The 24,803-nt window shown below is 67.4% G+C and carries 20 protein-coding genes and 1 pseudogene; 3 read left to right on the top strand and 18 right to left on the bottom strand.

Annotated elements, in window-relative coordinates:
• Positions 1-22 precede the first annotated feature (22 nt).
• Positions 23-949: an alpha/beta fold hydrolase gene (locus AC5P78_RS16500; protein ID WP_060380071.1), complete on the bottom strand. Its 927-nt coding sequence runs from the start codon at positions 947-949 to the stop codon at positions 23-25.
• 203 nt (positions 950-1,152) lie between these two features.
• Here AC5P78_RS16500 and metF point away from each other — a divergent pair, with 203 nt between their 5' ends.
• Both metF and AC5P78_RS16510 read left to right on the top strand, forming a co-directional pair.
• Positions 1,153-1,980, top strand: coding sequence for a methylenetetrahydrofolate reductase [NAD(P)H] (gene metF, locus AC5P78_RS16505; protein WP_005412254.1), 828 nt, complete (start codon positions 1,153-1,155; stop codon positions 1,978-1,980).
• 40 nt (positions 1,981-2,020) lie between these two features.
• Positions 2,021-2,605 carry a DUF4124 domain-containing protein gene (locus AC5P78_RS16510; protein WP_060380070.1) on the top strand — a complete coding sequence of 195 codons (585 nt, stop codon included), beginning with the start codon at positions 2,021-2,023 and terminating at the stop codon, positions 2,603-2,605.
• Positions 2,606-2,656: 51 nt separating this feature from the next.
• Here the strand turns inward: AC5P78_RS16510 and AC5P78_RS16515 are convergent, their stop codons facing one another.
• From AC5P78_RS16515 to AC5P78_RS16525, 3 genes are all read right to left on the bottom strand, one after another.
• Positions 2,657-3,613, bottom strand: a complete 957-nt coding sequence (locus AC5P78_RS16515) for a Nudix family hydrolase (protein ID WP_099475460.1) — start codon at positions 3,611-3,613, stop codon at positions 2,657-2,659.
• Positions 3,614-3,715: 102 nt separating this feature from the next.
• Positions 3,716-6,448, bottom strand: coding sequence for a preprotein translocase subunit SecA (gene secA, locus AC5P78_RS16520; protein ID WP_005408088.1), 2,733 nt, complete (start codon positions 6,446-6,448; stop codon positions 3,716-3,718).
• 278 nt (positions 6,449-6,726) lie between these two features.
• On the bottom strand, positions 6,727-7,683 hold the full coding sequence (locus AC5P78_RS16525; protein ID WP_005408087.1) for a M23 family metallopeptidase: 957 nt from the start codon (positions 7,681-7,683) through the stop codon (positions 6,727-6,729).
• A gap of 12 nt (positions 7,684-7,695) precedes the next feature.
• Between AC5P78_RS16525 and AC5P78_RS16530 the strand changes: the two genes are divergently transcribed.
• Positions 7,696-8,145: a DciA family protein gene (locus AC5P78_RS16530; RefSeq protein ID WP_005408086.1), complete on the top strand. Its 450-nt coding sequence runs from the start codon at positions 7,696-7,698 to the stop codon at positions 8,143-8,145.
• 282 nt (positions 8,146-8,427) lie between these two features.
• Here AC5P78_RS16530 and lpxC read toward each other — a convergent pair whose 3' ends face one another.
• From lpxC to rsmH, 14 genes and pseudogenes are all read right to left on the bottom strand, one after another.
• Positions 8,428-9,339: a UDP-3-O-acyl-N-acetylglucosamine deacetylase gene (gene lpxC, locus AC5P78_RS16535; protein WP_005408085.1), complete on the bottom strand. Its 912-nt coding sequence runs from the start codon at positions 9,337-9,339 to the stop codon at positions 8,428-8,430.
• Positions 9,340-9,531: 192 nt separating this feature from the next.
• Positions 9,532-10,767 carry a cell division protein FtsZ gene (ftsZ, locus tag AC5P78_RS16540; RefSeq protein WP_005408084.1) on the bottom strand — a complete coding sequence of 412 codons (1,236 nt, stop codon included), beginning with the start codon at positions 10,765-10,767 and terminating at the stop codon, positions 9,532-9,534.
• A gap of 169 nt (positions 10,768-10,936) precedes the next feature.
• Complete coding sequence (gene ftsA / locus AC5P78_RS16545) at positions 10,937-12,172, bottom strand: cell division protein FtsA (protein WP_005408083.1); 1,236 nt, start codon at positions 12,170-12,172, stop codon at positions 10,937-10,939.
• 68 nt (positions 12,173-12,240) lie between these two features.
• Positions 12,241-12,918 (bottom strand): annotated as a pseudogene (locus tag AC5P78_RS16550) (cell division protein FtsQ/DivIB); the annotation flags it as partial.
• Positions 12,915-13,877 carry a D-alanine--D-alanine ligase gene (locus AC5P78_RS16555; RefSeq protein ID WP_049402364.1) on the bottom strand — a complete coding sequence of 321 codons (963 nt, stop codon included), beginning with the start codon at positions 13,875-13,877 and terminating at the stop codon, positions 12,915-12,917. The gene AC5P78_RS16555 and the pseudogene AC5P78_RS16550, both read right to left, overlap by 4 nt.
• Positions 13,874-15,310 (bottom strand): UDP-N-acetylmuramate--L-alanine ligase, encoded by a 1,437-nt coding sequence (murC, locus tag AC5P78_RS16560; RefSeq protein ID WP_005408080.1) that lies wholly within the window; start codon positions 15,308-15,310, stop codon positions 13,874-13,876. The genes AC5P78_RS16555 and murC overlap by 4 nt, the downstream gene beginning before the upstream one ends.
• Positions 15,311-15,350: 40 nt before the next feature.
• On the bottom strand, positions 15,351-16,439 hold the full coding sequence (gene murG / locus AC5P78_RS16565; protein ID WP_005412247.1) for an undecaprenyldiphospho-muramoylpentapeptide beta-N-acetylglucosaminyltransferase: 1,089 nt from the start codon (positions 16,437-16,439) through the stop codon (positions 15,351-15,353).
• Complete coding sequence (gene ftsW / locus AC5P78_RS16570; RefSeq protein ID WP_005408078.1) at positions 16,436-17,755, bottom strand: putative lipid II flippase FtsW; 1,320 nt, start codon at positions 17,753-17,755, stop codon at positions 16,436-16,438. The genes murG and ftsW overlap by 4 nt, the downstream gene beginning before the upstream one ends.
• Before the next feature lies 1 nt (position 17,756).
• Complete coding sequence (gene mraY, locus AC5P78_RS16575; RefSeq protein ID WP_004154219.1) at positions 17,757-18,842, bottom strand: phospho-N-acetylmuramoyl-pentapeptide-transferase; 1,086 nt, start codon at positions 18,840-18,842, stop codon at positions 17,757-17,759.
• A complete protein-coding gene (locus tag AC5P78_RS16580) occupies positions 18,832-20,226 on the bottom strand; it encodes a UDP-N-acetylmuramoyl-tripeptide--D-alanyl-D-alanine ligase (protein WP_005408077.1) in 1,395 nt (464 codons plus the stop codon). Before AC5P78_RS16580 ends, mraY begins: the two co-directional genes overlap by 11 nt.
• A complete protein-coding gene (locus AC5P78_RS16585; protein ID WP_065183601.1) occupies positions 20,223-21,731 on the bottom strand; it encodes a UDP-N-acetylmuramoyl-L-alanyl-D-glutamate--2,6-diaminopimelate ligase in 1,509 nt (502 codons plus the stop codon). Before AC5P78_RS16585 ends, AC5P78_RS16580 begins: the two co-directional genes overlap by 4 nt.
• Entirely contained in the window at positions 21,728-23,572 is a 1,845-nt protein-coding gene (locus tag AC5P78_RS16590) for a peptidoglycan D,D-transpeptidase FtsI family protein (protein WP_049451412.1), read from the bottom strand. Before AC5P78_RS16590 ends, AC5P78_RS16585 begins: the two co-directional genes overlap by 4 nt.
• Positions 23,569-23,832 carry a cell division protein FtsL gene (gene ftsL, locus AC5P78_RS16595; protein ID WP_005408074.1) on the bottom strand — a complete coding sequence of 88 codons (264 nt, stop codon included), beginning with the start codon at positions 23,830-23,832 and terminating at the stop codon, positions 23,569-23,571. The genes AC5P78_RS16590 and ftsL overlap by 4 nt, the downstream gene beginning before the upstream one ends.
• Entirely contained in the window at positions 23,829-24,797 is a 969-nt protein-coding gene (rsmH, locus tag AC5P78_RS16600) for a 16S rRNA (cytosine(1402)-N(4))-methyltransferase RsmH (RefSeq protein ID WP_012479154.1), read from the bottom strand. The genes ftsL and rsmH overlap by 4 nt, the downstream gene beginning before the upstream one ends.
• Positions 24,798-24,803 lie beyond the last annotated feature (6 nt).

A 24,803-nucleotide genomic window follows, 5' to 3' on the forward strand; every position in this document is an offset into this window, starting at 1 on the left:
CCATTCCGAGGCGTGTTGAAACTCAGTGGTGGTGGTCGAGGAAGGCCTGCACCTGACCGCGCAGCCAGCGCGGATCATCCCACATCAGGAAGTGGAAACCCTGCGCGCTCATCGCGATCTGCACGCCCTGCAGTTTCGCGTACTGCGCCTGGAACACCGCGCGCGTGCTGTCCTCGGTGCCGCCCATCGGCTGGTAGCCGGCCCAGCTGCCCAGCACCAGCGTCGGTGCGGTGATCGAGGCGATGTTGTCACGCAGGTCGGTGGTCATCACCGCATGCATGGCGTCAGCGGTGGTCTGGCGGTCGCTGGCTTCGCCCCAGCGCCCCAGCTCGGCCTGCCGCTGTGGATCGCGGGTCATGCCCGGCAGGCCGGCCTTCAGCTGCGCCTGCCACTGCGCGGCATCGGCGGCGAGCATGCCCTTGCGCAGCTGGTCGGCCATTGGCCGCACGCTGTCTGCGGTGGCGTTCGGGTCACGCGCGGCCGGCAGGAACGGCAATGCGTCGACCACCACCAGCGCACTGACTGCCTTCGGCTCGGCCTGCGCCATCTGCAGCCCCAGCAGGCCGCCAAGACTGTGGCCGATCACCACCACCGGGCCCAGCTGTTGGTCATGCAGGTAGGCCAGCAGCTGCCCGCGCATGGCCGGCAGGAATTCGGCCGGGCGCGGGTCGACGGGCGCAGCGCCGGCAAAGCCCGGCAGCTGCACCAGATGGCACTGCACGTCCTTCAGCGCCAGGCAGGTCTCGCGCCAGACCTCGGCGCTGCTGTTCAGGCCGGGGATCATCAGCAGCGGACGGCCCTTGCCGACCACCTCGACCTGCACCTTGCCGGTGCCGGTGGCGGCCGCCGCATGCGCCGAGCCGGAACCGAGCACGGCCATCGCCATGCCGATCATCGCCAGCCGGGCCAGGGCCTTCATTGCGTACCAGAGTGCCAGGAAGATCTTCATCGTCTGCTCCTTCATTGGGTGGGTGGTGCCGGGATGGGAGCAGCGTGGGCCTGGCGGAGGCACCCCGGTTGCGATTTCGGAGCAGCGGCCGCACGGCGGGGCGAACGGTCGCATGCCATGGATGGCCCACCCTCACATATCAATCGCACATCCATCTTGATGAAGCGATATACTGATCTGCACCCGCCGCCGCCATCCGCGCCATGACCGCCATCAGCTTCGAGTTCTATCCGCCCAAGACCGACGAACAGCGCAGCCAGCTGGACCGTGCTGCGGCCAAGCTGAAGGACTACGCCCCCGAATACGTGTCGTGTACCTTCGGCGCCGGTGGCTCGACCCTGAGCTATACCTCCGAGACCGTGCGCCACCTCAACCAGCACCATGGGTTCGATGCCGCGCCGCACCTGTCGTGCGTGGGCGGCACCCGCCAGGAGATCCGCGAACTGCTCAAGCTGTACCGCGCCATCGGCTGCCGTCGCCTGGTCGCGCTGCGCGGTGACCTTCCCTCGGGCATGGGCTTCCCCGGCGACATGCGCTACGCCGCCGAGCTGATCGACTTCATCCGCACCGAGCACGGCGATGCGTTCCACATCGAAGTGGGCGCGTATCCGGAAACGCATCCGCAGGCGACCGATGCGCTGGCTGACCTGAAGCACTTCAAGGCCAAGATCGATGCCGGTGCCGATGCGGCGATCACCCAGTACTTCTTCAACCCGGATGCCTACTTCCACTTCGTCGATGAAGTGCGCCGGCTCGGCGTGCAGGTGCCGATCACGCCCGGCATCATGCCGATCGCCAACTTCAGCCAGCTGCGCCGCTTCTCCGAACAGTGCGGTGCGGAGATTCCGCGCTGGATCGGCCGCAAGATGCAGGCCTACGGCGATGACGCCGAGTCGGTACGTGCATTCGGCACGGAAGTGGTGGCCCGGCTGTGCCAGCGCCTGATCGAAGGCGGCGCGCCCGGCCTGCACTTCTACACCTTGAACCTGGCCAAGCCGACCACCTCGGTGCTGAAGCTGCTGCACGGCTGAAAGCACGCCATGCGGACCGGATCGGCGCTACCCTGCGAGGATGATCCGGCTTTCCTTCCTGCTGTTGCTGCTGCCGCTATGCGTGCTGTCGAACGTCGCCCACGCACAGTCCACGCGCCTGAACCGCTGCACCGATGCGCAGGGCCAGAGCGTGTATACCGACCGGCCCTGCGACAGCGTGGGTGCACGGTCACGGCTGCCGCCGCCCTCCCCGACCGGCAATACCGCAGCGCGCGACACGCTGGGTGCACGCTGCCCGCGCCGGCTGAGCGAGCTCGTGGACGCATTGCGCAACGGCATCCTCAGCAACGACGTCAATCGGCTGTCCTCGCTGTACCTGTGGGGCTCGGTGTCCGACGCGGGCGCGCAGCGCATTCTCGGCCAACTGGAATCGTTGGCGCGGCGGCCGCTGGTGGACGTGGTGCCGGTGTATCCGCGGCAGGACCAGGTCGCAGTGCCGGAGGAGGGTCAGAGCCCTGCTGCGCAGGGGTTCGACCCCGAGCCGCCGGCCGTGCGCCATCCGGTCGGCCTGCGCCTGGAGCAGACGTTGCCGGGCAGCGTGGCGCGCGCCTCGACGGTGCTGGGGTTGCGGCGGCAATATGGTTGTTTCTGGATCACGCTGTGATCGGGAGGGGGCAGAGCCCTGCTGCGCAGGGATCTGACCCCGCATGCCGGCTCACTCTGGCCACAGCCCGCGAATGGCGGCGATGCCCTGCCCGCCATGGCGACGCGCTTCGGCGACGTGACCGCGGCCCATGCCGCCCAGCGCATAGATCGGCAGTGACACCTGCGCGCGCAGCTCGGCGAACGCGTCCCAGCCCAGCGGCACCGCGTCCGGATGGCTGGCCGTGGCCTGCACCGGGCCCAGCACGGCGAAGTCGCAGCCCAGCTGCTGTGCGGCCTGCAGCTGCTGCAGGTCGTGGCAGGATGCGGCCACCAGCTGGCCTTGGGGAAGTGGACGCTGCGACAGTTCCTGCAACTGCTCGCTGCCCAGGTGTACGCCCACGCCCAATGCACGCGCCAGTTCGATATCGCGATTGAGCAGCCACTGCACCCCACTGCGACGATGCGCGCGCACGGCCTGTTCGACCATCGCCTGCCGCTGCGGATGCGCCGTCGGCAACCGCAGCTGGATGCGCTGCTGGCCCGCGGCCACCACGCGCTGCAGCTGTTCATGCCAATGCTGCACGCCGCCCTCATCATCGGCCGGTGCCGGGGTGATCAGGTAGCTGTCGGGCTGGCGCAGGGCAGCCACCACCGGCAGGTCGGCCGGTGGCATTGAATAGCGGCCCAGCTTGTCCGGCGCCACCCAGGTGATTGCCTGGCCCTCCCGCCCGCGCGGCGTCCCCTTCCAGCTGCGTACATGGCGCACCTCCAAGGTCAGGTGCTTGTCCGGATAGCGCTGCGGCACATCCATCAGCCACTCGCCGACATCGGCCTCGATGCCCAGTTCCTCGCGCAGCTCGCGCACCAGCGCCTGTTCGGAGGTCTCGCCGGATTCGCGTTTGCCGCCGGGAAACTCCCACAGGCCGGCCATGTCGCGGTTCTCGGTACGGCGGTTGAGCAGCACGCGGCCACGGGCGTCGGTGATGACGGCGGCCACGACATGGATCGATCGGGTGGGGGAAGGCATGGGGGGAAGCATGCCCAGAACAGGGCGGCCGGCGCAATCACGGATGCGCTGCAACTCCCCTGCCACAAACGAAAAGCCCCGCTTTCGCGGGGCTCTTCGGCATCAGCTCAGCTGGCCGTGGCAGTGCTTGTACTTCTTGCCACTGCCGCACGGGCACGGATCGTTGCGGCCGATCTTCGGCTCGTCGCGCTGCATCTGCGCCACGCCCTGCTGGGCAGCCTGCACCTGCGCGGCTTCCTCGTCGGCGCTGTAACCGCCCACGTCCTGGTGCTGGAACTGCGACTGGCTCAGGCGGGCTTCGGCCTGCTGGCGTTCGGCCGCTTCCAGCGCCTGCACTTCCTCGTCGCTGCGGATGCGCACGCGCGACAGCAGGGTCACCACTTCGCGCTTGACGTTTTCCAGCATGTCCGAGAACAGCTCGAAGGCTTCCTTCTTGTATTCCTGCTTGGGCTGCTTCTGCGCGTAACCACGCAGGTAGATGCCCTGGCGCAGGTAATCCATGCGCGCCAGGTGCTCCTTCCAGCTCTGGTCCAGCACGGTCAGCATCACGTGCTTCTCCAGCGCGCGCATGGTCTCTTCGCCCACGCCGGCTTCCTTCTCGGCGAAGTGCTGGTTGACGCGTTCCTGCACCTTGGCGGCAATGGCCTCGGCGTCCAGCTCCTCGTGTTCCTTGACCAGGTCGGTCAGCGACATCTGCAGGCCGAAGTCCGACTCCAGGGTCGCTTCCAGGCCACGCAGGTCCCACTGCTCGTCGATCGAGTTCGGCGGCACGAAGCGGGCCACCACGTCGAAGATCACGTCGTCGCGGATGCCGTCGACGTTGTCCTTCACCGACTCGGCGTCCAGCAGTTCGTCGCGCTGGGCGTAGATCACCTTGCGCTGGTCGTTGTTGACGTCGTCGAAGTCCAGCAGGTTCTTGCGGATGTCGAAGTTGTGGGCCTCGACCTTGCGCTGCGCCTTCTCGATCTGGCGGCTGACCAGGCGGTCTTCGATGACGTCGTCTTCCTTCATGCCCATCATGCGCATGGCCTTCTGCACCCAGTCGGAGGCGAAGATGCGCATCAGATTGTCTTCCAGCGACAGGTAGAAGCGGGACGAACCCGGGTCACCCTGGCGACCCGAACGGCCACGCAACTGGTTGTCGATACGGCGCGACTCATGGCGCTCGGTGCCGACGATGTGCAGGCCGCCCGCCGCCTTCACTGCCTCGTGGCGCTTCTGCCAGTCGGCCTTGACCGCGGCCTTCTGCTCGTCGGTCGCGTCCTCGCCCAGCGCGTGGAGCTCTGCTTCCAACGAACCGCCCAGCACGATGTCGGTACCACGGCCGGCCATGTTGGTGGCGATGGTCACCGCGCCCGGACGGCCGGCGTTGGCGACGATGGTCGCTTCGCGGTCGTGCTGCTTGGCATTGAGCACTTCGTGCTTCACACCGGCCTTGCTCAGGTGCTCGGACAGCATTTCCGAAGTTTCAATCGAGGTGGTACCGACCAGCACCGGCTGGCCGCGCTTGGCGCACTCTTCGATGTCGGCCAGCACCGCATTGAACTTGCCCTTGCGGTTGAGGAACACCTGGTCCGGGCTGTCCTTGCGGATGGTCGGGCGGTTGGTCGGGATCACCACCACTTCCAGGCCGTAGATGCTCTGGAACTCGAAGGCTTCGGTATCGGCCGTGCCGGTCATGCCGGACAGCTTCTTGTACATGCGGAACAGGTTCTGGAAGGTGATGCTCGCCAGCGTCTGGTTCTCGCGCTGGACCGGCACGCCTTCCTTCGCTTCCACCGCCTGGTGCAGGCCATCGGACCAGCGGCGGCCGGCCAGGGTACGGCCGGTGAACTCATCGACGATGACCACTTCGCCGTCGCGCACGATGTAGTCAACGTCACGCTGGTAGATCGCGTGCGCGCGCAGGGCGGCGTTGAGATGGTGGACCACGGTCAGGTTCTGCGCCGCGTACAGGCCTTCGGTTTCGCCGTTGAGGATGCCGGCTTCCACCAGCAGCTGCTCGGCGTGCTCCATGCCCGCTTCGGACAGGTGCACCTGCTTGCCCTTCTCGTCGACCCAGAAGTCGCCTTCGCCGTCTTCCGCTTCCTGCTTGACCAGGTGCGGCACGACGCGGTTGACACGGATGTACAGCTCCGGGGAATCATCGGCCGGGCCGGAGATGATCAGCGGGGTACGCGCTTCGTCGATCAGGATGGAGTCGACTTCGTCGACGATGGCGTAGTGCAGGCCGCGCTGGTAGCGGTCGGCCTTGGACAGCGCCATGTTGTCGCGCAGGTAGTCGAAGCCGAATTCGTTGTTGGTGCCGTAGGTGATGTCCGCAGCATAGGCTTCGCGCTTGTCGCTGTGCGGCATGCCCGGGTAGACCACGCCCACGCTCAGGCCCAGCCAGTTGTACAGCTTGCCCATCTGCGCGGCGTCGCGGCGCGCCAGGTAGTCGTTCACGGTGACCACGTGCACGCCCTTGCCTTCCAGCGCGTTGAGATACACCGGCAGGGTCGCCACCAGGGTCTTGCCTTCACCGGTGCGCATTTCTGCGATCTTGCCCAGGTGAAGCACCATGCCGCCGATCAGCTGCACGTCGTAGTGGCGCATGCCCAGCACGCGGCGGCCGGCTTCGCGGCAGACCGCGAAGGCTTCCGGCAGCACCTTGTCCAGGGCTTCACCGTCAGCGATGCGCTGCTTGAACTCCGGCGTCTTGGCCTGAAGCTGCTCGTCGGAAAGCTTCTCGATCTCCGGCTCCAGCGCATTGATCTTGGCGACGATGCGGTTGAGCTGGCGCAGCTGTCGTTCGTTACGACTGCCAAATACGCGGGTAAGCAGGCTGTTGATCATTGAAGGAACCGGGTTGGATGGACACGACGCCCGGCCTCCCCCTTGGGATCCGTCCGCCGCAAACGAAACAGGGCGCCTGGCGCCCTGTCGATGGCAACACCCATTGTAGCTTGGGACGGGCGGCTGAGGTTTCAACCCCGAGAGGTAGTGCCGGCCGCTGGCCGGTGATCCGCGATGCTGCCGAAGATCATGAGGTTGCCGGCCAGCGGCCGGCACTACCAGATCAACCGCATCGGGTCAGAGCCCTACCGCGGCGCGGAAGGGATCCGACCCGGGCATCAGCCGCGGCTGATGCGGCCGACCGGCGTGTTGCCGCCGTCGCCGAGGAACTTGCGCGGGTTGACCACGTTGCCGTTCTCCCACACCTCGAAGTGCACGTGGGCGCCGGTCGAACGTCCGGTGGAACCGGCCTTGGCCACTTCCTGACCGGCACGGACCAGGTCACCGGCCTTCACCACCAGGCGCGAATTGTGCGCGTAGCGGGTGACGTAGCCATTACCGTGGTCGACATCGACCACGTTGCCGTAGCCGCCCTTCACGCCGGCGAAGCTGACCACGCCTTCGGCCACGGCCATCACCGGGTCGCCGACCTTGGCGTGGAAGTCCATGCCCTTGTGGGTGGCGGCACCGCGGCCGAACGGGTCGGCACGGGTGCCGAAGCCGGAGGTCACGTAGCTGTTGCGGATCGGCATGCGCGACGGCACGGCGTTCTGCTGCAGCTGGTGGTCGAACATCAGCGACTCCATCACCGACAACTGGCGGCCTGAAGCAGCGAAACGCTGCTCCAGCACCTGTAAGTCGGCGTTGACGTCCTTGACCGGGATGTCGCTGGTCGGGCCGCCGGCATCGCCGTCACCGAGGCCAGGGGTCTCGTTGAAGTCGAACTCGCCGTCTTCCAGCTTGCCCATCTGGGTCAGCCGTTCGCCAAGGGCGTTCAGGCGGGTAGCCTGCGCCTGCAGCTCGCCGAGGCGTGCCGCCAGCGCGTTGACCTGGGTCTGCGCATCGCGCTTGACCTTGGCCAGTTCCGCATCCTGGCGCTCGACCTTGGCCTGCAGCCGGGAATCATTCAGCGCGCTGGCGCCAATGCCGCCAGCAAGGCCGATAATGCAGCCTACCCCGAGCACGCTGCCCAGCAGGGCGCGGGGGCGGTCCTCGAAATAGAACCGCAAACGCGCGATCGGCGACGACTTGGCCTGTCCTTCACGCGTTTTGATTACGATCTTTTTGAATGCCATCAGTGAGTTTTCATGTCTGAGCCGAAATCCAGCGTTCGCCCCGCGTCAGTGCCGAAGCCGGCGCTGGATGCGGTGATGGCGGACAAAAGCGGGAACCCGCTGCGGCGTGCCTTGTGGCTCGACGCGCTGGACCGTCAGTTGCGCCCCCAGTTGCCGCCACCTCTGCGCAGCCGTTGCCGGCTGGCCAATGTGGACGGGGAACACCTCGTTTTTCTCGTCGAGTCCCCGGTCTGGCATGCCAAGTTGCGGCTTGCCGAAGCCCAGTTGCTCGACGCGGCCCGTTCCATCGGGCTGAAGGCCACCAGGGTGACCATCAAGACTGCGTCTCCCACTCCCACGCGCTCCCCAGCGCTCGACAACCGGAATGGACCCCACGCAGTTTCAGCCGCCACGCACAAAGGGCTACGCGACGCCTTGGCTTGCCTGCAGGACGTTCCTTCGAAGCCGAAGAAGCGGTCCTGACGACAACGGAGCATCCGGCTCCGCTCCCCGTCGCACGTGTCACCACGGCGTGAAACATTTCGGGGGCCGGGTCGCATCCTAGCTGCCATCCGGGGGCCTGTCGTTAGATTGTTGTTAAAACTGCGTTAAATTCAGGCTTCCGATCCAACAGGTTCACAAAACCGTGACCTCGAACCGGCCTTGACGCGTATCAAGCATGCTGAATGCGCCGAACACGCCTGAAACGACAACGCCGCCCTGGAAGGCGGCGTTTTTGTCTTTAAATTCAACAGCCTACAGAAATCAGGCGTAGGCCGGAGTGGCATATTCGACCGGATCCGGCGTCGCCGGCGAGTCGAAACTGACCCATTCCCAGGCAGTGGCGTCGGCCATCAGCGCCCGCACCAGCTTGTTGTTGAGGGCGTGACCGGACTTGAAGCCTTCGTAGGCACCCAGCACCTGGCCACCGGCCAGGTAGAGGTCGCCGATCGCATCGAGGATCTTGTGGCGCACGAATTCGTCGGCATAGCGCAGGCCGTCTTCGTTGAGCACGCGGAACTCGTCCAGCACGATGGCGTTGTCCATCGAACCGCCCAGGCCCAGGTTGCGCTCGCGCATGTATTCCAGGTCGCGCATGAAACCGAAGGTGCGCGCGCGGGAGATTTCCTTGGTGTAGGCCAGCGTCGAGAACTCGATTTCCTGGCGCGACTGCTTGGCCGGAATCATCGGGTGGTCGAACTGGATGGTGAAGCCCAGCTTGTAGCCCTCGTACGGGCTGAAGCGGGCCACCTTGTCGCCTTCGGTCACTTCCACGGTCTTCAGCACGCGGATGAAGCGCTTGGGCGCATCCTGTTCCACGATGCCCGCCGACTGCAGCAGGAACACGAACGGGCCGGCCGAACCGTCCATGATCGGCAGCTCGGCCGAGGACAGTTCGACAATGATGTTGTCCACGCCCAGGCCGGCCAGCGCCGACATCAGATGTTCGACGGTCTGGATCTTGGCGTCGTTGCAGGTCAGGCCGGTGCACAGGGTCACTTCGGTGACCAGCTCGGCCTTGGCCGGCACTTCCACCACCGGGTCCAGGTCCACGCGGCGGAACACGATGCCATGGTTGACCGGTGCCGGGCGCAGGGTCATGTAGACCTTGTCGCCGCTGTGCAGGCCAACGCCGGTGGCGCGGATCGTGTTCTTGAGGGTGCGTTGCTGGATCATGGGGGATGGACCGGAAGTGACACATTAGATTAACACGCACGGTCCCCTACCCCGGCTGAAAGGCAGGCAGGACACACCGGCGCGCCAATGGGACGCACATGAAGCAGGGCGGCCGGGCCCATCCTGGCCCGGCGCCCGCGTTTTCAGGACATGGTGGCGCAACCCGGGGAGGACAACCCCGGGCCGGCCCGCTCAGTCCGCCTGGCGGCGCAGGAACGCCGGGATGTCCAGGTAATCGTTCGGCAGTTCTGCCGCGGCCGGGGCCGAAGAGGACGGCGCCGACGGGGCCGAAGCCGCCGCGGTATCGCTGCTGGCGCGACGCAGGCCCAGGCCCATGCCGCCGACGGCCTTGGACACGGCGTCGCCGCCGTTGTCGAAGTCGCCGAACTCCGGCTGGCCGGTGGTGGCGTTGCGGACCAGCTTGATCGGCGCACGCTCGCCCGGACGCTGGGCCTTGCTGGCCGACACGCGGTTCAGGCCGGTGGCCACCACGGTCACGCGCACTTCGTCCTGCATGTCCGGGTCGAGCACGGTGCCGACCACCACGGTGGCGTCTTCCGAAGCGAAGCCGTCGATGGTGCGGCCGATCTCGTCGAACTCGGCCATGGTGAAGTCCGCACCGGCGGTGATGTTGACCAGGATGCCGTTGGCACCGGCCAGGTTCACGTCGTCCAGCAGCGGGTTCTGGATGGCCGATTCGGCAGCGGCCTGGGCGCGGTCATCGCCACGGGCAGTGCCGGTACCCATCATCGCCAGGCCCATTTCGGACATGACGGTGCGCACGTCGGCGAAGTCGACGTTGATCAGGCCCGGACGCACGATCAGGTCGGCGATGCCCTGCACGGCGCCCTGCAGCACGTCGTTGGCGGCGCGGAATGCCTGGATCATGGTCGCGTTGCGGCCCAGCACGGTGATCAGCTTCTCGTTCGGGATGGTGATCAGCGAGTCGCAGTGCTGGCTCAGTTCCTCGATGCCCTTCAGCGCCACCTGCATGCGGCGACGGCCTTCGAACGGGAACGGCTTGGTGACCACGGCCACGGTCAGGATGCCCATCTCCTTGGCCAGCTGCGCCACCACCGGTGCAGCGCCGGTGCCGGTGCCGCCGCCCATGCCGGCGGTGATGAACACCATGTCCGCGCCCTGCAGGGCGTCCATGATGCGCTCACGGTCTTCCAGCGCGGCCTGGCGGCCGACTTCCGGGTTCGCGCCTGCGCCCAGGCCCTTGGTCACGTTGGTACCCAGCTGCAGCTGCAGCTTGGCACCGCAATTCTTGATGGCCTGCGAGTCGGTGTTGGCGGTGATGAATTCCACGCCGTCCACCGCCGAGTTGACCATGTGCGCCACGGCATTGCCGCCGCCGCCGCCCACGCCAACCACCTTGATCACCGCATTGGGTGCCATCTTTTCGATCAGTTCAAAATGCGCCATGTCCGTGTCCTCGTTGTATCCGCTTGTCGGTGGCATGGACGGTCGGGCCTCCTGCCTTCGCGTGTCATGTTGCCGTTGCGGCTGTGTGGGTTGTGTATTGCGTTGCTGCGTTGTGATGCGGGTACTGCAGGTGCTGCGCCGGGGTGACCCCGGTGTTACGGGTTCCGCGTCAGAACTCGCCGCGGAACCAGGTCTTGAGTTTCTTGAACATGCTTCCGGCGCGCCCGGTCGGTAGCGACGGCCGGCGCGGGTGCTCGATCTGGCTGCCCATCAGCAGCAGGCCCACGCCGGTGGCATGCACCGGGTTGCCCACCACTTCGCCCAGGCCGGTAACGTGCTGCGGGATGCCCACGCGCACCGGCATCTGCAGCATTTCCTCGGCCAGCTCGACTACGCCTTCCATCTTCGAGGCACCACCGGTCAGCACCATGCCGGCGCGCACCAGTTCCTCGAAGCCGGAGCGGCGCAGTTCGGCCTGCACCATCTCGAAGATTTCCTCGTAACGGCCCTGCACCGCCTGCGCCAGCGAATGGCGCGGCATGCGGCGCGGCGGGCGGTCGCCCACCGACGGCACCTGGATGCTTTCCTCGGCAGTGGCCAGCTGGGCCAGGGCGCAGGCGTAGCGCACCTTGATCTGCTCGGCTTCCGGGGTGGGCGTGCGCAGCATGTGCGCGATGTCATTGGTGACGTGGTCGCCGGCGATCGGCAGCGAAGCCGTGTGGCAGATCGCGCCCTGCACGAACACCGCGATGTCGGTGGTGCCGGCGCCCATGTCGACCAGCACCACGCCCAGCTCGCGTTCGTCGGCGGTCAGCACCGCAACGCTGGAGGCCAGCGAGGACAGCACCAGGTCATCCACCTGCAGGCCGCAGCGCTGCACGCACTTGCTGATGTTGGCCGCGGCTGACTGCGCGCACACCACCAGGTGCGCATGCACCTCCAGGCGCACGCCGGTCATGCCGACCGGATTGCGGATGCCTTCCTGCGAATCGTCCAGCACGTACTCGCGCGGGATCGCGTGCAGGATCTTCTGGTCGGCCGGAATCGCCACCGCCTTGGCCGCATCGAGCACGCGATCCAGGTCGCCCCAGGTCACTTCCCCGTCGCGGATCGGCACGATGCCCGGCGAGTTCTTGCACTGCACGTGGTTGCCGGAGATCGAGGCGTACACCGAGCGGATCTCGCAGCCGGCCATCAGCTCGGCTTCTTCCACCGCGCGCTGGATCGACTGCACGGTCGATTCGATGTCCACCACCACGCCGCGCTTCAAACCGCGCGACTCGTGCGAGCCGATGCCGATCACTTCGATCGGGTTGCCCGGCGAATACTCGCCCACCAGCGCCACCACCTTGGAGGTGCCGATGTCCAGGCCAACGATCAGCGATTTGTCACCCTTGCGATTCATGTCCTTTCCTGCGTGCTTCTGGCCGGGGTCGCCGGCGCTTTCGCCGGCGTGGCCGGGGTACCCCAGCTCAGCGTGAAACCATTGGTGTAACGGAGGTCGGCGCGCTCGATCGGCGCGTCCTGACGGTTGAGCTGCGGCAGTACCTTGACGAAGCGCTGCATGCGCGAGCGCGCGTCGTCGCGGCCGACCACCACTTCGGTGCCGTTGCTCAGCACCAGCGACCAGCTGCCGCGTGCATCCATCGTCACCCGGCGCACATCGACGCCGGCCGGTGCGAACAATGCACGCGAGTCGCTGTACAGCTTCATCACTTCCTCGGTCTGGCTGTCCGGGCCATCCAGTTCGGGCAGCGCAAGGTCGGCCAGCTTCTTCGGCGTGGGGAACAGCTTGCCCTGCTCGGAAACCAGGCGGTCGTTGCCCCAGCGCGCGAACGGCTTGTGCTCGACCAGGGTTACTTCCAGCACATCCGGCCACTGCTTGCGTACCCGTGCGCTTTCCACCCACGGCAGCTTTTCCAGTGCGTCCTGGGCATCCTGCAGCTTGACCGCGAAGAACCCGGCGCGCGCATACGGCAGCAGCACCTGCTGCAGCTGTTCGGCCGGTACCCGCTTGAACTCGCCATGCACGCGCAGCTTCGCCAGCGGCCAGCGCTCGGCGCCGACCCAGCCATTGACCACGGCCACCACCGGCAGTGCAACCACCGACAGCGCCAACAGCCAGACGAAGATGCGCAGCACCGCGTTCATGCGTGCGAGGCCTCCAGGGTCTGTTCCAGCACGCGCCACACCAGCTCTTCGAAGCTGATGCCGGCCTGGCCTGCGGCCTTGGGCACCAGCGAATGGCTGGTCATGCCCGGCGCGGTATTCACTTCCAGCAGGAAGAAGCGGCCGCTGCTGCGGTCGCGCATCACGTCCACGCGGCCCCAACCACGGCAGCCAGCAGCGCGGAACGCGGCCAGCGCGATGCGGCGGATTTCCTCTTCGTCGCCACCGTCCAGGCCCGGGCACAGGTACTGGGTGTCCTCGGCGATGTACTTGGCGTTGTAGTCGTACCACTGGCCCTTGGGCACGATGCGGATCGACGGCAGCGCGACGTCGCCGAGAATGGCCACGGTCAGTTCGTCGCCGACCACCATCTGCTCCATCAGCAGCTGGCCGTCGTAGCGCGCAGCCAAGGCCACGGCCTCATCCAGGCCGGCGTCGTCGGTGACCCGGCTGATGCCCACGCTGGAGCCTTCGTTGGCCGGCTTCACCACCACCGGCAGGCCCAGCTCGGCCGCCAGTGCATGCACGTTCGATGCGTCGACCTTGCGGTATTGCGGGGTCGGCAGGCCCAGCGACAACCACACCTGCTTGGTACGGATCTTGTCCATGCTCAGCGCAGAGCCCAGCACGTCCGAGCCGGTGTACGGCACGCCGAAGGCGTCCATCAGGCCCTGCACGATGCCGTCCTCACCACCACCGTTGTGGCCGTGCAGGATGTTGAACACACGGTCGATGCCGCCGGCAGCCAGCGCCTTGGCCAGCGCCGGAATGCCGTCCACCGCGAACGCATCGACACCGCGCGACTGCAGTGCTTCCAGTACGTTGCGGCCGGAATCCAGCGACACCTCGCGTTCGCTGGAAGTGCCACCGAGCAGCACGGCGACGCGGCCGAATACAGCCGGGTCGGTCACGCGCAGCGGCGGGAAGGTCAGCGCGCTCACGCCTCGCCCTCCCCCTTGAAGCCTTCCACCGCGATGTGGGTAGCCACGGCGCCGATGTCGCCCGCCCCCATCATCAGCAGCAGGTCACCGTCCTGCAGCACGTCCGGCAGCACGCTGGCCAGCTCGGCGGCCTTGCCAACCACCACCGGTTCGCTGCGGCCGCGCGCGCGGATGGCGCGGGCCAGCGCATGCGAGTCGGCACCGGCAATCGGTTCCTCGCCAGCCGGGTAGACCTCGCTCAGCACCAGCGCATCGACGCTGGACAGCACTGCGGCGAACTTGTCGAACTGGTCGCGGGTTCGGCTGTAGCGGTGCGGCTGGAAGGCCACCACCAGGCGCTTGTCGGCCCAGCCACCACGGGCGGCGGCGAACACGGCTTCCAGCTCGCTCGGGTGATGACCGTAGTCATCGATGATGCGCACCTTGGCGCCACTGGCGGTGGTCACTTCGCCCAGATCGTTGAAGCGACGGCCGACACCGGCGAAGCCTTCCAGCGCACGCGCGATGGCGTCCGGGGCCACGCCCAGCTGCCAGCCCACTGCGGCGGCGGCCAGTGCGTTGAGTACGTTGTGCCTGCCCGGCAGTGCCAGTACCACTTCCTGGCTGGTGCCCTGCGGCAGGCGCAGGGTGAAGCGCATGCGCGACCCTTCCTGCACCACGTTCTCGGCGCGCACGTCGGCCTGCGGGCTCATGCCGTAGCTCATCACGTGGCGCGGGGTCCTGGCGGCCAGCGCAGCCACTTCCGGGTCGTCGATGCACAGCACCGCCAGGCCATAGAACGGCAGGCGCTGCAGGAACTCGGCAAACGCCGCCTGCACGCGGGCAAAGTCGTTGCCGTAGTTCTCCAGATGATCGGCATCGATGTTGGTGATGATCGACATCAACGGATTCAGGCGCAGGAAGCTGCCATCGCTTTCGTCGGCCTCGGCCACCAGCCACTGGCCACCACCCAGCTTGGCGTTGGCGCCGGCGGCCAGCAGCTGGCCACCAATCACGAACGTCGGGTCCAGGCCGCCTTCGCTCAATACCGCAGCGGTCAGGCTGGTGGTGGTGGTCTTGCCATGCGTACCGGCCACGGCGATGCCGCGACGGAAGCGCATCAGCTCGGCCAGCATGGCCGCACGCGGCATGATCGGAATGCGCTGGCTGCGCGCTTCCATCAGTTCCGGGTTGTCTTCGCGGATGGCGCTGGAGACCACCACGCAGTCGGTGCCCAGCACGTTGGCCGCCGAGTGGCCGCGCATGATGCGCGCACCCAGGCTGGCCAGGCGGCGGGTCGCCACGTTGTCGGCGTTGTCCGAGCCGGACACTTCATAGCCCAGCGTCAGCATCACTTCGGCGATACCGCTCATGCCGGTGCCGCCGATGCCGACGAAATGCACGCGCGGGAACGCGCGCACCAGGTCGTTGGTGTCGTGCAGGCGGCGGATCATGCGCGGCCTCGCGCAGGGCAGGCGCGGTGGCATGCCTTCTTCATACAGCTTCCTCGAGAATGATATCGGCGATGCGCTCGGCGGCATCGACCTTGGCCAGGGCACGCGCGGCTTGCGCCATCTGCATGCGGCGGGCGGGATTTTCGGACAGATCGCGCAGCAGTGCGGCAATGCCGTCGGCCAGCGTTCCGTCCTGCTTCAGCAAAACCGCCGCGCCGCGCTCGACCAGGTACTCCGCATTGCGGGTCTGGTGATCGTCGACGGCAGCGGGGAATGGCACCAGCACACTGCCGACACCGACCGCGCACAGCTCGGCCAGCGTGGACGCGCCGGAGCGGCATACGACCAGATCGGCCCAGGCAAACGCCTCGGCCATGTCGGCGATGAACGGGGTGATCTCCGCCTGCACGCCGGCCTTGGCATAGGCCTCGACCGCTTCGGCATGCATCTTCTCGCCGCTCTGGTGGCGCACCTGCACCGGCACTGTAGCGCCCAGCGCAGCGATGGCCTGCGGCACGCCGGTATTGAGCGCGCGTGCCCCCTGGCTGCCGCCCACCACCAGCACGCGCAGCGGACCCTGGCGGTCGGCGAAGCGCTGTTCCGGCGGTGCGATGGCGGCGATCTCCGCACGCACCGGGTTGCCGACAAACTCCTCGCCCTTGGCGAAGGTGCCCGGGAAGCCGGTCAGAAGACGGCGTGCATAGCGCGACAGGATGCGATTGGTCAGGCCCGGTGCGCGGTTCTGCTCATGCACGATCAGCGGCAGGCCATGCAGGCGCGTGGCCATGCCGCCGGGACCGGAGGCGAATCCACCGAAGGCCACCACCGCACGCGGCTGGCGCTTTCGGATGATCATGCCGGCCGCGCGCAACGCGCGCATCAGCCGCCACGGCGCGCCCAGCAGGGCCAGCTTGCCCTTGCCGCGCAGGCCGGTGATGGCCAGCGTGTCGATCGGAATGTCGTGCTGCGGCACCAGACGGGTTTCCATCGCACCGTCGGCGCCCATCCAGGTGACCGGCACGCCGCGCGCGCGCAGCACGCGGGCCACGGCCAGGCCGGGGAAGATGTGACCGCCGGTACCACCGGCCAGGATCATCACCGGGCGCACGTTGTCGGTGGCTGTGCTCATGACAGCCTCCCGAAGGTCGGTTCGATGCGCGACTGCAGGCGGCTGGTGCCACGCGCAGCGTTCGCTGCAGCGGCAGCCACCGGCTCGGCGCTCATCGGTACGCTGGCGGCCACCGGCGCGGCCGGCTCGTCGCTCGGCTCGGCAGCGGCGTCTTCGGTGCCGCCGATGCGCACGGCCTGGCGGCGCTCGGCGCGCTTGAGTTCATAGGACACGCGCAGCAGCAGGCCCATCGCCACGCAGGTCATCAGCACCGACGAGCCGCCGGAAGAGATCAGCGGCAGGGTCAGGCCCTTGGTCGGCAGGATGCCCAGGTTCACGCCGATCGAAACGAAGGTCTGCATGCTGATCCACAGGCCGATGCCGAAGGCGATGTAGCCGGAGAAGTGCCGCTTCATCTCCACGCAGCGCATGCCCAGCCAGAAGGTCCGGCCGACCAGCAGCGCGTACAGGGCCACGATCACGCAGGTGCCCAGGAAGCCGAATTCCTCGGCGGTGACCGAGAAGATGAAGTCGGTATGCGCTTCGGGCAGGTAGTACAGCTTCTGCACCGAGTTGCCCAGGCCGACGCCGGTCCACTCGCCACGGCCCACCGCCATCAGCGCGTTGGACAGCTGGTAGCCGTCGCCCTGCTGGTCGGCCCATGGGTCCAGGAAGGACGTGATGCGGCGCATGCGGTACGGCTCGATGATCGCCAGTGCGCTCATGCCGACCAGGCCGATGATCACCGGCATCGACATGCGCGGCATGTTCACCCCGCCCAGCACCAGCATGCCGGCGGTGATCGCCAGCAGCAGGGTGGACGAGCCGAAGTCCGGCTGCAGCAGCAGCAGCACCACCAGCGCCCCGGCCACGCCCAGCGGCTTGAGCATCGCCGGCCAGGTCGCGTTGACCTCGTCGCGGAAACGCACCAGGTAGCTGGACAGCCAGACGATGTAGAGCACTTTCACCGCTTCGACCGTCTGGAACTTGGAGATGCCCAGGTTGATCCAGCGGCGCGCACCGTTGACCGTGCTGCCCAGGCCCGGTGCGAACACCGCCAGCAGCAGCACGAAGCAGCCCAGCAGCAGCATCTGGTTGTACTGCTCGATGGACTTCAGTTCAGTGCGGGCGGCGATGACCGCCAGCACGATACCCACCGCCAGGAAGATCAGGTGGCGGTTGAGGTAGTAGAACGGACTGCTCATCAAGGCGATCGAGCTGGACGCCACCATCACTACGCCCACGCCGGTGAGCGCGATGATCGCGCCCAGCAGCCACTTGTCGTAGCTGCCTTCGATGGCTTCAAGGCGTGTTGCCTGGCGGGACAGGTCGTTCATCTCAGCGCACCTTCAACGTGGCCAGGCCGATCAGCACGAGCACGACGGAGATGATCCAGAAGCGCACGATCACGCGCGGCTCGGGCCAGCCCTTCAGTTCGAAATGGTGGTGGATCGGCGCCATGCGGAACACGCGCTTGCCGGTCAGCTTGAACGAGGCCACCTGGATCATCACCGACAGTGTTTCGATGACGAATACGCCGCCCATGATCACCAGCACCAGTTCCTGGCGGGTGATCACCGCGATCGTGCCCAGCACCGCGCCCAGCGCCAGCGCGCCGATGTCGCCCATGAAGACCATGGCCGGATAGGTGTTGAACCACAGGAAGCCGAGGCCCGCACCGGCGATGGCCGCGCAGATGATGACCAGCTCGCCGGCGCCTGGAATCTGCGGAATCTGCAGGTAGTTGGCGAACACCACGTTGCCCGAGGCATACGCGAACACGCCCAGCGCGCAGGCCACCAGCACGGTGGGCATGATGGCCAGGCCGTCCAGGCCGTCGGTCAGGTTCACCGCGTTGGAGAAGCCGACGATCCAGAAGTAGGCGATGGCCACGAAGCCGATGCCGGCCAGCGGCAACGCCACCGACTTGAACATCGGGATGTAGAAGGTCAGCGCCGCCGGCACGTCGGCCGTGTAGAACAGGAACAGGCCAGCAGCCAGTCCGAAGATCGACTGCAGCAGGTATTTCCAGCGCGACTTCAGGCCGTTCGGGTCGCGGCGGACGATCTTGATCCAGTCGTCATACCAGCCGATGGCGCCGAAGCACAGCATCACCGCCAGCACCAGCCACACGTAGCGGTTGCGCAGGTCGGCCCACATCAGCACCGACAGGGTGATGGTGAGCAGGATCAGCGAACCGCCCATGGTCGGCGTGCCGGCCTTGGAGAAATGGGTCTGCGGACCGTCCTTGCGGATCGGCTGGCCGCCCTTGAACTGGGCAAGCTTGCGGATCATCGCCGGGCCAAGCCACAGCGACAGGAACAGGGCCGTCAGCGCGGCAAGGATGGCGCGGAACGTCTGGTAGTTGAACAGCCCGAACAGGCTCTCCAACTGCTGCAACCATCGAGCCAGTTCATACAACATGCGGGGATTCCTCTCCTTGCGCCAGCAGCGCTTTGACGATCAGGTCCATGGCACTGCCACGGGAACCCTTGACCAGGCAGCGCACACCAGCGTGCAACTCGTCCTGCAGCGCCTGTGACAGCGCACCATGGGTATCGAAATGGCGTCCACCTTCACCGAAGGCGGCCGCAGCGGCGGCACTGAGCGGACCCAGTGCATACAGCCGCTTCAGGCCGGCGGCGCGTGCACGGATGCCGGCCTGCGCATGCAGGGCCTCGCCGTCCGGACCCAGCTCGCGCATGTCGCCCAGCACCAGCCAGCCCTCTTCCGGCGCGGCGGCCAGGGCGTCGATGGCCGCAGCCAGCGAACCGGGGTTGGCGTTGTAGCTGTCGTCCACCAGCACCGCGCCATTGCGCAGCTGATGGGCAATCTGGCGGCCCGGCACCGGCTGCGCTTCGGCCAGGCCGGTCGCGATCAGCGCCAGGTCGACACCGGCGGCCAGCGCCAGGCTGGCGGCGGCCAGCGCATTGCTGACGTTGTGGCGCCCCGGCAGGCCGAGCACCACGCGGGCTTCGCCGCTCGGTGCGACCAGGGTGAACTGGCTGCCCTGCGCGCCGGCGCGGATGTCGCGCGCGGTCACCTCGGCGGTATGTTCCAGGCCGTAGCGCAGCACGCGGCAACGCGGCGGGGTGCCGACGAAGTGCTGTTCGAACCAGCGGCCGTAGGCATCGTCCACATTGATCACCGCCACGCCATCGGCCGGCAGCGCTGCATAGATCGCGCCCTTGGTCACCGCCACGCCGAGCAGGCTGCCCATGCGTTCCAGGTGCGCCGGGGCAATGTTGTTGACCAGCGCATAGCGCGGGCGGGCGATGTCGGTCAGATAGGCGATATCGCCCGGCTTGCCGGCGCCCATCTCGTAGACGGCGTAGTCGGCATCTTCCGGCGCATCGATCACCGCCAGCGGCAGGCCGATCTCGTTGTTGCGGTTGCCCGGGTTGGCGTAGACCACCTTGTGGGCGTGCTGTGCCACCTGCTGCAGGATCGACAGCAGCAGGCTCTTCACGCTGGTCTTGCCGTTGCTGCCGGTGATCGCGAACACCTCGGTGCCGCGGTCGCGCTGCATGCCGGTGGCGATCTTCGCCAGTGCCAGTTCGCTGTCGGCCACCAGCACCTGTGGCAGTTCGATCGGCAGCAGGCGCTCGACCAGCAGTGCGCTGGCACCGCGCGCCTGCGCGTCGGCGGCAAAGTCATGGCCGTCGAAACGCTCGCCGCGCAGCGCCACATACAGGCTGCCCGGGCCGAGGCTGCGGGTGTCATTGCTGACCGCATCGATGGCCACGTCGTCGCCGTGGATCTCACCGCCGGCCCAGTGTGCGATCAGCGAAAGCAGGGTGCGCTTCATGCGGTGCCCTCCCCGGCCTGCGCCTCTAGTACACCGGCCTTGGCCGCCAGTGCAGCGGCGGCCACTTCGGTGTCGTCGAAGTCATGGCGCACGCCATTCACTTCCTGGTACGGCTCGTGGCCCTTGCCAGCGATCAGGATGATGTCACCGGCACCGGCACGCTTCACCGCCAGGCCGATCGCACGGGCGCGGCTACGCTGCACGGTCACGACGGAGGCATCGGTGAAGCCGGCCAGGATGTCGGCCACGATCACGTCGCCATCCTCGCCACGCGGGTTGTCGTCGGTGACGATGACCTGGTTGGCCAGACGCTCGGCGATGGCGGCCATCTGCGGGCGCTTGCCGGTATCACGCTCGCCGCCGCAACCGAACACGCAGAACAGCGTGCCCTGCAGGTGACCATGCAGGCTGTCCAGCGCCTGTTCCAGCGCATCCGGGGTGTGTGCGTAGTCGACCACCACGGTCGGCAGGCCGCCTTCGCCGCCCAGGCGGTTCATGCGGCCACGGATCGGCTGCAGCGCCGACAGTACTTCGGCGATGCGCGGCAGCGGCTGGCCCTGCGCGTGCAGGGTGCCGGCCACCGCCAGCAGGTTGTCCACGTTGAAGCGGCCCAGCAGCGGCGACTGCACCGCCGCGCGCTGGCCGTCGATGACCAGTTCGAAGGCAATGCCACGGCCATCCAGCTGCAGCGCCTCGGCGCGCACGCTGGCGTCGGTGGCACCGCGCGAGCTCAGGCCGATCGGCTGCACGCCCGCCGGCAGGCCGGCGAACAGCTGGCGGCCGAACGCGTCGTCCAGATTGATCACCGCGGCCTTCAGGCCCGGACGGTGGAACAGCCGCGCCTTGGCCGCGCCGTAGCTGGCCATGTCGCCGTGGTAGTCCAGATGGTCGCGGGTGAGATTGGTGAACACCGCCACGTCGTAGTGCACGGCATCCACGCGACCCTGGTCCAGCGCATGCGAGCTGACTTCCATCGCCACCGCGCGCGCACCGGCGTCGCGCAGCTGCGCCAGCAGCGCATGCATCTGCAGCACCAGCGGCGTGGTGAAGCCGGTCGGTTCGACCGCACCATAAAGTCCGGCGCCCAGCGTGCCGATACTGCCACTGGGCATACCGAGCAGGTGCCAGGCCTGGGCCAGCAGCTGCACGGTGGAGGTCTTGCCGTTGGTGCCGGTGACACCGACCATCGCCATCGCCCGCGACGGCGCGCCATGGAACTGGTCGGCCATCGCACCCATGCGTGCGCGCAGACCCTGCACAGCGATCGCATCGGCCGGTGCCGGCAGTTCGGCGGGCGCCGGCGGTTCAAACAGGATGACGCTGGCACCGGCGGCGCGGGCCTGCTCGACAAAGCCCAGGCCATGCGCGCCGAAACCGGCGATGGCGACGAAGGCATTGCCGGGACGCACGGCGCGGCTGTCCAGCACCAGGCCGGTCAGAACGGGGTCGTGCCCTGCAAGGGCAACGTCCGGAAGCAACTGCGAAAGCAACATCGAAGGACTCATTGCGTGCCTCCCGTAGTGGGCGGCGTCTGGGCGTGCGCGCTCGGCAGCGCAGCATCGAATTCAGCGGCGGCATCCACCGGCAGCGCGGTCTCGGCCGGAGGCGCAGGCAGGATCGAGGCCGAGTGGCCGACCTTGCCGGACTGCTGTGCGGCCAGCCACGACTGCAGGTCGTCCAATGGCACGTCCATCAGGCGCAGGGTGCCTTCCATCACGTTGTGATAGACCGGCGCCGACACCAGGCCGCCGTAGAACTTGCCGGCCTGCGGATCGTTGATGACGATGACGGTGGCGAAGCGCGGGTTGGTGGCGGGCACCACGCCGGCGAACAGCGCGTTGTAATGACCCCGCTCGTAACCACCCGGACCGGCCTTGCGCGCGGTACCGGTCTTGCCGGCCACGCGGTAGCCCAGCACCGCCGCCTGCTTGGCGCCGCCCTGGGTGACCACGGTTTCCATCATCGCCACCACCTGCCTGGCGACGTTTTCGTCGATGATCTGCTGGCCTTCATTGCGCTGGCCCTTGACGAAGGTCGGCGCGATCAGACGACCGCCGTTGGCCAGTGCCGAATAGGCGGTAGCGATCTGCAGCGGCGTCACGTTCAGGCCGTAGCCGTAGGACATCGTGGTCTTGGTGGTACCCGACCAGCGCGCCGGGCGCAGCACCACGCCGCCGGATTCACCGGGGAAACCGCTGTGCGGTACCGAGCCATAACCAAAGCGGCGCACGCCGTCGTAGAACACCTGGTCCGGCATCTTCGCCGCGACCTTGGCCGCACCCACGTTCGAACTGCGGGTGATCACGCCGGTCACGTTCAGCACGCCGTTGTTGCGCGGCACGTCACGGATGGTGAAGCGACCCAGGGTCATGTAGCCCGGATTGGTGTCGATGATGGTGTCCTTGGTCACCGCACCGGCCTGCAGCGCGGTAGCGATGGTCAACGGCTTCATCGTCGAACCCGGCTCGACCAGATCGGTCACCGCACGGTTGCGGCGCGCATCGGGCAGCGCGCCGGTCAGCGAATTCGGGTTGTAGGTCGGCAGGTTGACCATGGCCAGGATCTCGCCGGTGGTCACGTCCATGATCACCATCGAACCGCCCGCTGCCTTGTTGGCCACCAGCGCGTTGCGCAGTTCCTTGAACGCCAGGTACTGGATGCGGCGATCGATGCTGAGGGTCAGGTCCTTGCCCGGCTCGGCGGCGCGCAGCAGATCGCTCTCGACGGTCTCGCCCTTGCGGTTGCGGATCACCCGCTTCGCGCCGGCCTTGCCGCGCAGCCATTCGTCGAACGCCAGCTCCAGGCCTTCCTGGCCGCGGTCGTCGATGTTGGTGAAGCCCAGCACGTGCGCCATCGCTTCACCCTGCGGGTAGAAGCGGCGGAACTCGCGCTGCGCGGCCACGCCCGGAATCTTCAGCGCGACCACCTTCTCTGCCTCGTCCGGATTGATCCGGCGACGCAGGTACATGAATTCCTTGTCCGACTTCTGCGACAGGCGGCTGCTCAGCTCGTCCACCGACATGCCGACCGCCTGGGCCAGCTCCGGGATGCGCTCGGGCGAACGCAGCAGGTCCTGCGGGTTGACCCAGATCGAGGCGACCGGCGTGGACACCGCCAGCGGCTCGCCGTTGCGGTCGGTGATCATGCCGCGCGAGGTCTTGATCGGCAGCTCGCGCAGGTAGCGGGCCTCGCCCTGGCGCTGGTAGAAGTCGCTGTTGATGATCTGCACGTAGGCGGCGCGGCCGACCAGCGACACCGAACACAGGCCGAGCGCCAGCGCGACCCAGCGCAGGCGCTGGCGCAGGTTGAAGGCGTTGCGCGGGCGGTTGCGGCCAGTCTTGCTCATGGCCGCACCACCACGATGTCCCCGGCTTCGGGGAACTTCATGCCGAGCTTTTCGCGGGCGATGCGATCGACACGGTTGGCTTCGGCCAGGGTCGCCTGCTCCAGCTGCAGGCGGCCGAATTCGAGGTTGATGTCATCGCGCTTGCGTTCGGCGCGCGACAGCTCGATGAACGTCTGCCGGTGACGGTGACGCACGAACACGACGCCGATCGCCGAGGCCACGGTCGAGGCCAACAGGATGATCAGCAGCAGCCGGCTCATGCGTCGGCCTCCCGCTTCTGCGCCACGCGCAGCACGGCGCTGCGCGCACGCGGGTTGGCGGCCAGTTCCTCGTCGGTCGCCTTGATGGCACCGCCGATCAGGTCCAGCGTCGGCACGAACGCCACCGCCTCAGGCAGGCGGCGGTTGGCCGGCGGCGCCTTGGCCAGGCGGTTCATGTACTGCTTGACGATGCGGTCTTCCAGCGAATGGAAGCTGATCACCGCCAGCCGGCCACCGGGCTTGAGCCGTTCCACGGCCGCATCGAGCCCGGCTTCCAGATCGGCCAGCTCGCGGTTGATGTGGATGCGGATGGCCTGGAAGCTGCGCGTGGCCGGGTGGATCTTGTCTTTCCCACGCGGCATCACCGAGGCGATCAGCTCGGCCAGTTCGGCGGTGCGGGAGAAGGGCTGCTTCTCACGGCGGGCCACGATGGCACGGGCGATGCGGCGGCTCTGGCGTTCTTCGCCATAGGTCCACAGCACGTCGGCAATTTCGCGCTCTTCCACGCGGTTGATCCACTGCGCGGCGCTTTCACCGCTGTCCGGGTCCATGCGCATGTCCAGCGGGCCGTCCTTGCCGAAGCTGAAGCCACGTTCGGCCACGTCCAGCTGCGGCGACGACACGCCCAGGTCGAACAGCACGCCGTCCAGGCCTTCGGCCGTCGCATCCCACTGCAGCAGCTGGGCGAAGCTGCCACGGAAGATGGACACGCGCGGGTCCGGCGCGAAATCGCGCTCGGCAACGGCGATGGCTTCCGGATCCTTGTCCATGACCAGCAGGCGCCCCTCGGGACCGAGCTGGGTGAGCACGCCACGTGCATGACCGCCACGACCGAACGTGCCATCCAGATAACGTCCGTTTTCGATCACCCTCAGGCCTTCAAGGACCTGGGTGTACAGGACCGGCAGGTGCACCGCCGGCGACTGCGACACCGGAAGGTGACCGGTCTGCGCTTCTGGGCGCATCCGGGC

The sequence above is a fragment of the Stenotrophomonas sp. YJH_SMC_133 genome (genome assembly GCF_059370655.1).